This window comes from Kitasatospora cathayae (genome assembly GCF_027627435.1).
Taxonomy (GTDB): domain Bacteria; phylum Actinomycetota; class Actinomycetes; order Streptomycetales; family Streptomycetaceae; genus Kitasatospora; species Kitasatospora cathayae.
In genome coordinates, this window is record NZ_CP115450.1 from 1454993 (window position 1) to 1467897 (window position 12905).

General features: G+C 73.5%; 1 protein-coding gene. It reads right to left on the bottom strand.

What is annotated here, in order from left to right:
- Positions 1-50: 50 nt before the first annotated feature.
- Complete coding sequence (locus O1G21_RS06730) at positions 51-12842, bottom strand: type I polyketide synthase (RefSeq protein WP_270141629.1); 12792 nt, start codon at positions 12840-12842, stop codon at positions 51-53.
- Between the last annotated feature and the right edge of the window lie 63 nt (positions 12843-12905).

Sequence of the window (12905 nt, forward strand, 5' to 3'; positions counted from 1 at the left end):
TTGTCGTTCGATGCAACCATTTCTCAGTTCCACACTTTCCCGCGGATCGCTCAGGATCCGTTGTCGCCCAGGGCCAGCTGAATCAGCGCGTCGGCGTCCATCTCGTCGATGGCGGCCGGTGCGTCCTCGGCGGGCGCCGAGGACGTCTCTTCGAGGCCGGCGAGCCTCAGCAGTACGTCGACCAATCCGGCCTCCCGGATCCGGGAGAACGGCAGGGTGGCCAGCGCCTGCCGGATCCTCGCCTCCTCGGGATCGGTGTCGCCCTGGCCGCCGGTGAGCTCGGCCAGCAGGTGGTCCGCGAGCGCGGACGGCGCCGGGTGGTCGAAGACCAGGGTGGCGGGCAGGGCGAGGCCGGTGGCCGCGCCGAGCCGGTTGCGCAGTTCGACCGCCGTCAGCGAGTCGAACCCCAGGTCCTTGAAGGCCTGTTCGGCGTCGATGCGCCCGGCCGTACCGTGCCCGAGCACGCCGGCCACGTGGGTGCGCACCAGCTCCAGGACGGCGTCCGCCCGCTCGTGCACCGGCAGGGCGGCCAGCCGCTCGGCGAAGCCGGAGCCGGAGCCGGATCCGGCCGGGCCGTCCTGCGGCACGGTGCGCACGGCCTCGGGGATCGCGTCGAGCAGCGGGCTCGGACGCGCCGAGGTGAAGCCGGGCGCGAACCGTCCCCAGTCGATGTCGATGACCGTCGCCGTGGGCCTCCCGTCGGCCAGGAGCCGTTCGAGCGCCGAGAACGCGGTGTCGGGGCGCAGCGGCGACATTCCGGCGAGCCGCATCCGGGCCTCGACGGCCGGGTCGGTCGCCATGCCTCCGGCGGCCCAGGGGCCCCAGGCGATGGAGGTGGCCGGAAGCCCCTGGGCGCGGCGGCGCTCGGCCAGGGCGTCCAGGTGGGCGTTGGCCGCCGCGTAGTTGCCCTGCCCCGCGCCGCCGACCGAACCGGCGACGGAGGAGAAGAGGACGAAGGCCGAGAGGTCCGAGTCCCTGGTCAGCTCGTCGAGGTGATCGGCCGCGTCGGCCTTCGGGCGCAGCACCCGGGCCAGCCGCTCCTCGGTGAGCGACTCCACCACGCCGTCGTCCAGGACGCCCGCCGCGTGGAACACCGCGTCGACCGGGTGCTCGGCGAGCAGGGCCGCCAGGGACTCGCGATCGGCGACATCACATGCCACCACCGTCACCGTGGTTCCCAACTGCTGTAGTTCGGCGGCCAGTTCGCGAGCACCGGGGGCCTCGATGCCCCGTCGGCCGGTGAGCACCAGCCGCTCGGCCCCACGGCCGGCCAGCCAGCGCGCGACGTGCGCGCCCAGCGCTCCGGTGCCACCGGTGATCAGCGCCGAGGCGGGGGCCCGCCACTCCTCACCGGACGGGGCGGCACCGGGGGCGGAGGCGTCGCGCACCAGTCGGCGGCCGTAGGCGCCGCCCTCGCGGACCGCCACCTGGTCCTCACCGGCCGCACCGGACAGGACCCGCGCCAGCCACGAACCGGCCTCCGCGTCCAGAACCTCCGGCACGTCCACCAGACCACCCCACGACTGGGACCGCTCCAGAGCCACCACCCGGCCCAGACCCCAGACCTGAGCCAGCGAAGCATCCGGCGCGGCATCAGACCCGCCCACCGACACCGCACCCCGCGTCACACACCACAACGGCGCGGAAACACCCAGCTCACCCAGCACCTTCACCAGCGACAGCACCGCACCCGAAGACCCCAGGCACGACACCACACCACTCAACCGCTCACCCACCAGCGCCCGCTGCGACACCTCCCCCGCCGCACACTCCACGACCTCGGCACCCGCCGCGACCAACGCGCCCGCCACATCGGCACACCCGTCCACCGACACCACCAACCACCGCCCCGACAGCACAGCCGGAACCCGGCCGACGAGCGGCGCCCAAGTGACGCGGTACAGCAGTTCGTTCAGCTTGGACGCGCCCGCGGCGCCGCCCAGCCACGCGGGCAGCTCGGCCCGCTCGGCCGGCGTCGGCCAGTACCGCTCACGCTGGAAGGCGTAGGTCGGCAGGTCGGCTGCGGAGGCGGCGGTCGTTCCGAGGAGCGCCGACAGGTCGACCGGGACACCGGTGGCGTGTGCCCGTCCGAGCGCGTCGAACAGGCTCCGCGGCTCGGGCCGGCCCCTGCGCAGCAGCGGAATCGTCACGGTCTCGGGCTTCGCTCCGGTCTCGGGGCCGACGAGGATGCCCTGCACCATCGCGGAGAGCACGCCGTCGGGGCCGAGCTCGACGAAGCGGGTCGCACCCAGTTCAGCTGCGGTGCGCACGCCGTCGTGGAACAGCACGGCCTGGCGGACGTGCCGCACCCAGTAGTCGGGGCTGGTCAGCTCCTCGGCGGTGGCGAGTGCGCCGGTCACGTTGGAGACGACCGGGATCCTCGGCTCAGCCGCCGCCAGAGCGCTGACGACCGTACCGAACTCGGCCAGCATCGGCTCCATCAGCGGCGAGTGGAAGGCGTGACTCACCGACAGGCGCTTGGCCCGGTGGCCGGCCGCCAGTGCCGCCTGCTCGATCTCCCCGATCGCCCCGGCCTCACCCGAGAGCACCACCGACTGCGGACCGTTGACCGCAGCGACATCCACCCGGCCGGCGAACCCGGCGAGCAGCTCCCCCGCCTCCTCGACCGGCACCCCGACGGCGAGCATCGCGCCGCCCGCAGGCAGTGCCTGCATCAGGCGACCACGCGCCGCCACCAGCGCAGCGGCGTCCTCCAGCGAGAACACCCCCGCCACATGCGCGGCCGCCACTTCACCGATCGAGTGGCCGAGCAGGAGGTCCGGGCTCACACCCCACGACTCAAGGAGGCGGAACAGCGCCACCTCCAGCGCGAACAGCCCCGCCTGCGCCCACACCGTCCGATTCAGCAACTCGGCATCGTCACCGAAGACCACGTCGCGGACCGAACCGTCCAGATGCCCGTCCAGCTCCGCACACACCGCGTCGAACGCGCCCGCGAACACCGGAAACGCCCCGTACAACTCCCGGCCCATCCCCAACCGCTGGGAACCCTGCCCCGTGAACAGGAACACCGTCCTCGTGCTCTCCCGGGCGAGCAGGATCTCCCCCGCACCGCCCGCCAGAGCCTCCAACGCGCCGAGGAGCTCCGCGCGGTCCGCAGCGGTCAGCACGGCGCGGCGGGCGAAGGCCGTACGGGCCACCGCGAGCTCGCGCCCGACCGCGACCAGGTCCGCGTCCGGGCGGGAGGCGAGGTACTCGCCCAGCCGCTCGGCCTGGGCGCGCAGCGCCTCCTCCGACTTGGCCGACAGCGGCCACACCACCGGGGTGGTGGACGGCAGCGCGACCGGGGCCGTCTCGGCCTCCGTCGGGGCCTGTTCGAGCACGAGGTGCGCGTTGGTGCCGCTCATGCCGAACGAGGACACGGCGGCTCGCCGCGGCCGGCCCCACTCCGGCCACTCCCGGCGTTCCGTCAGCAGCGCAACGCCGCCGGAGGTCCAGTCGACGTGCGGAGTCGACTCGTCCAGGTTCAGCGACCTCGGCAGCACGCCGTTTCGCATCGCCATGACCGTCTTGATGACGCCCGCCACGCCGGCCGCGGCCTGGGTGTGCCCGATGTTGGACTTGATCGAACCGAGCCACAGCGGACGGTCCTCGGGGCGCTCCCGGCCGTAGGTGGCGAGCAGCGCCTGCGCCTCGATCGGGTCGCCGAGGGCCGTGCCCGTGCCGTGCGCCTCCACGGCGTCGACGTCGGCGCCGGTCAGACCCGCGTTGGCGAGGGCCTGGCGGATCACCCGCTGCTGGGACGGGCCGTTGGGCGCCGTCAGACCGTTCGACGCGCCGTCCTGGTTGACGGCCGAGCCACGGATCACGGCCAGCACCCGGTGCCCGTTGCGCCGCGCGTCCGACAGCCGCTCCACGAGCAGCATGCCCGCGCCCTCCGACCAGCCCGTGCCGTCGGCCGCGGCGGCGAACGGCTTGCAGCGGCCGTCCGGGGCCAGCCCGCGCTGCCGGGAGAACTCGATGAAGGACACCGGGGTGGACATGACGGTCACCCCGCCGGCCAGCGCGAGCGAGCACTCACCGCGCCGCAGTGCCTCGGCGGCCAGGTGCAGCGCGACCAGCGACGAGGAACAGGCGGTGTCCACCGTCAGCGCCGGTCCTTCGAGGCCCAGCGTGTACGCGATCCGGCCGGAGGCGACGCTCCCGGCACCACCCGTGCCGAGGTACCCCTCCAGGTTCTCCGCGGACGCCGAGACGAGCGCCGTGTAGTCCTGGCCGTTGGTGCCGACGAACACGCCGGTACCGCTGCCGCGGACCGACTCGGGCGTCACCCCGGCCCGCTCGAAGGCCTCCCAGCTCGTTTCGAGCAGGAGCCGCTGCTGCGGGTCCATGGCCAGCGCCTCGCGCGGCGAGATCCCGAAGAAGCCGGCGTCGAACTCGGCCGCGTCGTGCAGGAATCCACCGCCCCGGGTGTAGGTCGTGCCGATCCGGTCGGCGTCGGGGTCGTGGAGGGCGTCGAGGTTCCATCCCCGGTCGGCCGGGAACGGCGTGATGGCGTCGACCTCGCCCTCGACCAGCCGCCACAGCTCCTCCGGGGAGTTCGCCCCGCCCGGGAAGCGGCAGGCCATGCCGATGATCGCGATCGGTTCGTCGCTGCCGACCGTGCGGTGTGCGACCTGCGTCCGGTCGTCTCCCCCGAGCAGTTCGGCCCGCAGGTGCCGGACCAGTGCGGCGGGGGTGGGGTGGTCGAAGACCAGGGTCGTGGGCAGGCTTAGCCCGGTCGCCCGGTTCAGCCGGTTGCGGAACTCGACGGCCGTCATGGAGTCGAAGCCGAGGTCACGGAAGGCGCGTTCGGCGTCCTCGGTCTCCTGCGCGTCGTGCCCGAGCACGGCGACGACGGTCTCCCGGACCAGGTCGAGCAGGGCGCGACCAGCGTCCTCGGCCGAGTCGAAGCCGTGCGTCGAGGCCGGAGCGGCGGCGTTCTCCTCCGGGACGGCCTGCTGGTGCGACGGCGTCCGGTGCGGCTCGGTCGGGACGGCGTCGGGCCAGTAGCGCTGACGCTGGAAGGCGTACGTGGGCAGGTCGACTCGGCGCGCGCCCGAACCCCCGTACACGGCTTGCCAGTCGGGGACGGTGCCCCAGCAGTGCAGGGTGCCGAGGGCGGCGGCGACGGCCTGGTCCTCGGGGCGGTCGCGGCGCAGGAGGGAGGTGAAGGCGTGGGTGGCGGTGTCGGTGAGGCAGTCCTGGGCGAGGGCGGTCAGGACGCCGTCGGGGCCGAGTTCGACGAAGCGGGTCGCGCCGAGCTGGGAGGCGGTGCGCACACCGTCGTGGAACAGCACGGCCTGGCGGACGTGCCGCACCCAGTAGTCGGGGCTGGTCAGCTCCTCGGCGGTGGCGAGTGCGCCGGTCACGTTGGAGACGACCGGGATCCTCGGCTCGGCCGCCTTGAGAGCGCGGACGACCGTACCGAACTCGGCCAGCATCGGCTCCATCAGCGGCGAGTGGAAGGCGTGGCTGACGGAAAGGCGCTTGACCCGGTGGCCGGCCGCCCTTGCCTTCTGCTCGACCTTCTCGATCGCCCCAGCGTCGCCTGAAAGCACCACCGAACGCGGACCGTTGACCGCCGCGACATCGACCAGCCCCTCACAGCCCGCGAGGAGCTCCACAGCGGTCTGCTGATCGACCGCCACCGCGAGCATCGCGCCCCCGGCGGGCAGTGCCTGCATCAACCGACCACGCGCCGCCACCAGCGCAGCGGCGTCCTCCAGCGAGAACACCCCCGCCACATGCGCGGCCGCCACTTCACCGATCGAGTGGCCGAGCAGGAGGTCCGGGCTCACACCCCACGACTCAAGGAGGCGGAACAGCGCCACCTCCAGCGCGAACAGCCCAGCCTGCGCCCACACGGTCCGGTTCAGCAGCTCGGCGTCGTCGCCGAACACCACTTCCCGGACCGAACCGTCCAGGTGCCTGTCCAGCTCCGCACACACGGCATCGAAGGCGCTGGCATACGCCGGGAAGGCCTCGTACAACTCCCGGCCCATTCCTGGCTTCTGGGAACCCTGACCGGTGAACAGGAACGCCGTCTTGCCGCCGACAGCAGCGGCATCCACCAACTCCTTGGCCTGGCGACCCTCCGCCAGGGCCTCAAGCCCCCGCAACAGCCCCTCACGGTCCGCCGCCACCACCGCCGCACGGCGGGCGAGCGGGGACCGGGTGGTCGCGAGCGAGCGGGCCACCTCGGCCACGGTCAGGGAGCCGTCCGCACAGACGTGGACGGCCAGTCGCGCGGCCTGGTCCCGGAGCGCGGCATCGTTGCGCGCGGAGAGCACGGAGACCGGCGGAACCGCCGCCGAGCTCGCCGGAGCAGCCGACTCGGCACTCTGCGGGGCCTGTTCGAGGATGACGTGGGCGTTGGTCCCGCTGATGCCGAAGGAGGACACACCCGCCCGACGCGGACGCCCCGTCTCCGGCCACTCCCGGTCCTCGATCAGCAGCGAGACCTCGCCCGCCGACCAGTCCACGTGCGGCGACGGCGCGTCCACGTGGAGGGTCCGAGGCAGCACACCGTGCCGCATCGCCTGCACCATCTTGATCACACCCGCCACACCGGCGGCCGCCTGGGTGTGCCCCAGGTTGGACTTCACCGACCCCAGCCACAGCGGACGGTCCGCGGAACGCCCCTGCCCGTACGTGGCGAGCAGCGCCTGCGCCTCGATCGGGTCACCCAGGGTGGTGCCGGTCCCGTGCGCCTCCACCGCGTCGACCTCGTCGGCCGCCAGCCGCGACTTCTGGAGCGCCATGGTGATGACCCGCTGCTGGGAGGGGCCGTTGGGCGCGGTCATCCCGTTCGAGGCGCCGTCCTGGTTGACCGCGGAGCCACGGATCACGGCCAGCACCTGGTGGCCGTTGCGCCGCGCGTCCGAGAGCCGCTCCAGCAGCACCAGTCCGATTCCCTCGGACCAGGAGGTGCCGTCGGCGCCGGCGGCGAACGGCTTGCAGCGGCCGTCGGCGGCGAGACCGCGCTGACGGGAGAACTCGATGAAGGTGTTCGGGCTGGACATCACGGTCACGCCGCCGGCGAGCGCCAGCGAGCATTCGCCCTCGCGCAGCGCCTGGCTCGCCAGGTGCATCGCGACGAGCGACGAGGAGCAGGCGGTGTCGATCGTCACGGCCGGTCCTTCGAGGCCGAGGCTGTAGGCGATCCGGCCCGAGGCGATGCTGCCCGCGCTGCCGTTGCCGGCGTAGCCCTCCAGGCCCTCCTGGTCCTGCACCAGGTTGACGTAGTCGTGGTACATCACGCCCGTGAAGACGCCGGTCTGGCTGCCCCGGACCGAGGCCGGTGCGATCCCGGCCCGCTCGAAGGTCTCCCACGCGGACTCCAGGAGGAGCCGCTGCTGCGGGTCCATGGCGAGGGCCTCACGCGGCGAGATCCCGAAGAAGACCGGATCGAAGTCGGCTGCTCCGTCGAGGAATCCGCCCTCACGGACGTACGAGGTTCCCTGGCGCTCGGGGTCCGGGTCGAACAGTGCGTCCAGGTCCCAGCCGCGGTCGTCGGGGAAGGCGCTGATCGCGTCTCCGCCGTTCGCCACGAGGTCCCAGAGGTCCTCGGGGTTGCGGACCCCGCCGGGGAAGCGGCAGCTCATGCCGACGATGGCGATCGGCTCGTCGATCGGCGCGGCCGTGGTCGCGCCCGCCGTCGGGAGTGCGGTCCGGCCTTCGAGCAGTCGGGTCCGGAGGTAGCCGGCGAGGGCCGACGGGCTGGGCTGGTCGAAGGCGAGGGTCGCGGGCAGGCGCAGTCCGGTGGCGGCGCCGAGCCGGTTGCGCAGCTCGACGGCGGTGAGGGAGTCGAAGCCGAGGTCCTTGAACACCTGGGTGGGGTCGAGCGGTTCGTTCGCCGCCAGACCGAGCACGGTCGCCACCTCGGTGGCCACCAGGTCGAGCAGCACCCGCTCCTGCTGGGCCTCGGGCAGGTTGGCGAGGCTCCGGGCGAGTCGGTCGCCGTCGGTCGAGCCGGTCCCGGTCGGCGCAGCCGTGTTCCTCCGGACCGGGGCCGTCACCAGGGCGCGCAGGACGGGCGGCAGTTCGCCCGCGGTGCGCAGCGCGGCGCGGTCCAGGCGCATCGGGTACAGCACGGGGTGGTCGTGGGTGAGGCCGGCATCGAAGAGCGCGAGACCCTCCCGCGTGGACAACGGCAGCATCCCGCCACGCGAGATCCGCCCCACCTCCACCGAACCCAGACCGGCCGTCATCCCACCGCGCTCGGCCCACAAACCCCACGCCAACGAGGTCGCCGGCAGACCCAGACCACGACGGTACTGCGCGAACGCATCCAGGAACGCGTTCGCCGCCGCATAACTCCCCTGCCCCGGAGCCCCCAACACCCCCGAAGCCGACGAGAACACCACGAACGCCGACAACCCCAGACCCACCGTCAACTCGTGCAGATTCCACACCGCATCCACCTTCGGACGCAGCACCGAATCCACCCGCTCCGGGGTCAACGAGCCCACCACACCGTCATCCAGCACACCCGCCGCATGCACCACGGCCCTCAGCGGCTCCCCGGCCCCAATACCCTCCAACAGCTCCGCGAGCGCCCCACGATCGCCCGCATCACACGCCACCACCCGAACCGACGCACCCAACCCCGCCAACTCCGCCACGAACCCGGCGGCACCCTCCGACGCCAGACCCCGACGACCCGTCAACACCAGATGACGAACCCCGTGAACCTCCACCAAGTGCCGAGCCACCAGACGACCCAACACACCCAGACCACCCGTCACCAACACCGTGCCCCCGGACCCGAAACCCGGAGCATCCGAGGAGGACACCAGCCCAGCCCGCACCAACCGAGGCACCGACACCACACCCGAACGCACCGCGACCTGCGGCTCCTCCCCCGCGCCCACCACCTCGAGCAACGCCGACGACTCCGGCGAACCGTCCACATCCACCAACACGAAACGCCCCGGATGCTCCGACTGCGCCGAACGCACCAGACCCCACACCGCCGCAGCGGCCGGATCCACCAGCCCGTCCCCCGACAGACCCACCGCACCACGCGTCACGAACACCAACCGCCGCGAAGCCCCATCCGCGGCCAGCACACCCTGCACCGAGCCCAACACCCCGTGCACCGCAGCCCGCACACCAGCAGAGGTGTCCACCTCCACCAACTCCACCGAGCCGGACCAGCCATCCTCCTTCGGCAGGTTGCCGAGGGCCACCCAGTCCAGTCGGAAGAGGGCGTCAGCGGCCGGGGAGAGCTGCCCGGCGGACAGCTGCCGCAGGGTGAGCGAGTCGACGGTCACAACCGGCAGGCCGCGCTCGTCCGTCGCGGTCAGCGACACGGCTTCGTCGCCCGCCGGGACCAGCCGCACCCGCAGGGCCGAGGCGCCGGCGGCGTGGAGCGTGACGCCGCTCCAGGCGAACGGCAGCCGTGCGGCGCCGTCCTCGGGCAGCAGTGCCCCGACGCCCATCGCCTGGAGGGCGGCGTCGAGCAGCGCCGGGTGCAGACCGAACCGGCCCGCCTCCTGTTCCTGGTCCAGCCGGACCTCCGCGAACACCTCCGCACCACGCCGCCAGGCCGCCCGCAAGCCCTGGAAGGCCGGGCCGTAGCCGAAGCCGGCTGTCGCGCGCTGCCGGTAGAAGTCCGCGAGGTCCACCGGCTCGGCGCCGACGGGCGGCCAGGTCTCCTCCGCGGCCGGGAGCCCCTCGGTCCGGGCCCCGGCCTCCCGGGCGACGACGCCCTTGGCGTGCCGGGTCCACTCGCCGTCCAGCCCTCGGGCGTAGACGGTGACGGTCCGCCGGTCGGTGCCGTCGGCCGCGTCCACGGCGACCTGGAGCTGGAGTTCGCCCTCCTCGGGCAGGACGAGCGGCGCTTCGAGCGTCAGCTCCTCCAGCCGTCCGCAGCCGACCTGGTCCCCGGCCCGGACGGCGAGCTCCACCAGGGCGGTCCCGGGCAGCAGCACCACGCCGTTCACGGCGTGGTCGGCCAGCCAGGCCTGGGAGCGCAGCGACAGCCGGCCGGTGAACACGAAGCCGTCGGACCCGGCCAGCACCACCATCGCCCCGAGCAGCGGGTGACCCACGGCCTCCACACCGGCCGAGGCCACCTCGCCGGTGGCGGTGCCGCCCTCCAGCCAGTAGCGCTCCCGCTGGAAGGGGTAGGTCGGCAGGTCGACCCGCGCGGCGCCCGGCAGGGCGGCCGCCCAGTCGACGCCGGTGCCGTGGGTGTGGATCTCGGCGACGGCGCGGCCGAGGCTGCGCACCTCGTCGGCGCCGCGGCGCAGCACGGAGCTCCAGCGGGCGTCCCGCGGGGTGTCGGCGAGGCAGAGCTGCCCCATGGCGCTCAGCACGCCGTCGGGCCCGAGCTCCAGGTACGTGGTGACGCCGTGGGCGTCGAGGGCCCGTACGCCGTCGTGGAAGCGCACCGCCTCGCGGACGTGGCGCACCCAGTACTCGGGGGTGCTCAGCTCCTCGGCGGTGGCGATCCGGCCGGTCACGTTGGAGACGATCGGGATGGTCGGGGGGCGGAAGTCCAGTCGTTCGACGACGCCGCGGAAGCGGTCGAGCATCGGTTCCATGCGCGGCGAGTGGAAGGCGTGGCTGACCCGCAGCCGCTTGGTGCGGCGACCGGTGAGCTGCCGGGCGAGCGCGTCGATCGCGTCCTCGTCGCCGGAGAGGACGACGGCGGCGGGGCCGTTGACGGCCGCGATGTCCGCGCGGCCCTCGAACTCCGCGAGCAGCGGGCGGACTTCGTCCTCCGCCGCCTCGACGGAGAGCATGGCGCCGCCCTCGGGAAGCGACTGCATCAGCCTGCCGCGCGCGGCGACGAGCGCGCAGGCCTGCGGCAGCGTCAGCATGCCGGCGACGTGCGCCGCGACGAGCTCGCCGATGGAGTGGCCGAGCAGGACGTCGGGGCGGATGCCCCAGCTCTCGGTCAGCCGGAAGAGGGCGACTTCGAGGGCGAACAGGGCGGCCTGGGTGTATTCGGTGCGGTGGAGCAGCTGGGCGTGCGCGCTGTCCTGCGCCGCGAAGGCGACCTCGCGGACGGGGGTGTCGAAGTAGCGGTCGAGTTCGCGGCAGGCCGCGTCGAAGGCCTCGGCGAACACGGGGAAGGCGCCGTACAGTGCCCGTCCCGTGCCGGCCCGCTGGGAGCCCTGTCCGGTGAACAGGAAGGCGGTCCGCGCGCCGCTGCCCGAGCTTCCCCGCACGACCGCCGCGGAGGGGGTGCCGGAGGCGAGGGCGAGGAGCCCTTCGCGGATCTCGGCGGCGTCGGCGCCGAGGACGACGGCCCGGTGGTCGAATGCGGTCCGGGTGGTGGCGAGCGAGTAGCCGAGGTCGGCGAGGTCCGCCATGGTCTCGGTCCCGGTGAGCCGGGCGGCGAGGGCGGCGGCCTGGTCCCGTACGGCCTCGGCGCTGCGGGCGGCCAACCGAAGTGCCGCCAGCGGGAGTTCGGGGCGATCCGCGAGCTCGGCAGGCTCGGCGTCCTCGGCCAGGGCCTGTTCGAGGACGACGTGGGCGTTGGTGCCGCTGATCCCGAAGGAGGACACGCCCGCGCGGCGCGGACGACCGGTCTGCGGCCAGTCGGTCCGCTCGGACAGCAGCCGGACGTCGCCGGCGGTCCAGTCGACCTGCGGGCTCGGCTCGTCCAGGTGCAGGGTCTTGGGGAGCACGCCGTTGCGCAGCGCCATCACCATCTTGATGACGCCGGCCGCGCCCGCGGCGGCCTGGGTGTGCCCGAGGTTGGACTTGACCGAACCGAGCCACAGCGGGTGGCCCTCGGAGCGCTCCCGCCCGTAGGTGGCGAGCAGCGCGTGGGCCTCGATCGGGTCGCCGAGCGTCGTGCCGGTGCCGTGCGCCTCGACGGCGTCGACCTCGCCGGGCGTCAGCCCGGCCTGCTCCAGGGCCTGCCGGATCACCCGCTGCTGCGAGGGTCCGTTGGGTACGGTCAGCCCGCTGCTGGCGCCGTCCTGGTTGACGGCCGAGCCGCGCAGCACGGCGAGCACGGGGTGCCCGTTGGCCCGGGCGTCGGAGAGCCGCTCCAGCAGGAACAGGCCGACGCCCTCGCCCCAGCCGGTGCCGTCGGCGGCGGCGGCGAAGGGCTTGCAGCGGCCGTCGGCGGCGAGACCGCGCTGCTGGCTGAAGTCGACGAACAGGTCGAGCGTCGACATCACCGTGACCCCGCCGGCCAGGGCCAGGGTGCACTCGCCCTGGCGCAGGGCCTGGGCGGCCAGGTGCAGGGTGACCAGCGAGGAGGAGCAGGCGGTGTCGACCGTGACGGCCGGCCCCTCCAGGCCGAGGGTGTAGGAGATGCGACCGGAGGCCACGCTGCCCGCGTTGCCGCTGCCGGCGTACACCTCGACGCCCTCCGGGAGGGTGTCCAGGCGCGAGGCGTAGTCGTGGTGCATGACGCCGACGTAGACGCCGGTGCGGCTGCCGCGCACGGACGACGGGTCGATGCCGGCCCGCTCGAAGGCCTCCCAGGAGGTTTCCAGCAGCAGGCGCTGCTGGGGGTCCATGGCGAGGGCCTCGCGCGGGGAGATCCCGAAGAAGCCGGCGTCGAACTCGTCGGCGCGGTCGAGGAATCCGCCCTCCCGGACGTAGGTGGTGCCCTGCTGGTCCGGGTCGGGGTGGTAGACGGCCGCGGTGTCCCAGCCGCGGTCGTCGGGGAAGGGGCCGACCGCGTCGCGGCCGTCGAGGACGAGCTGCCACAGGTCCTCGGGGCTGGTCACGCCCCCGGGGTAGCGGCAGCTCATCGCCACGATCGCGATCGGCTCGGCCGTCTCGGCCTGGTGCAGCCGCTTCTTGGTCTGGTGCAGTTCGGCGGTCACCCAGCGGAGGTGGTCGAGCAGCTTCTCTTCGTTGGTCATGACGTCCGGACTCCAGTCGATCAAAAAAGTGACACCGTTCACGGGGGCGGCTCGCGCCCCCGT

Bases quoted from the DNA above. Each gene is read 5' to 3' on its own strand.
- O1G21_RS06730 (WP_270141629.1), bottom strand. From the start codon at position 12,842: ATGACCAACGAAGAGAAGCTGCTCGACCACCTCCGCTGGGTGACCGCC.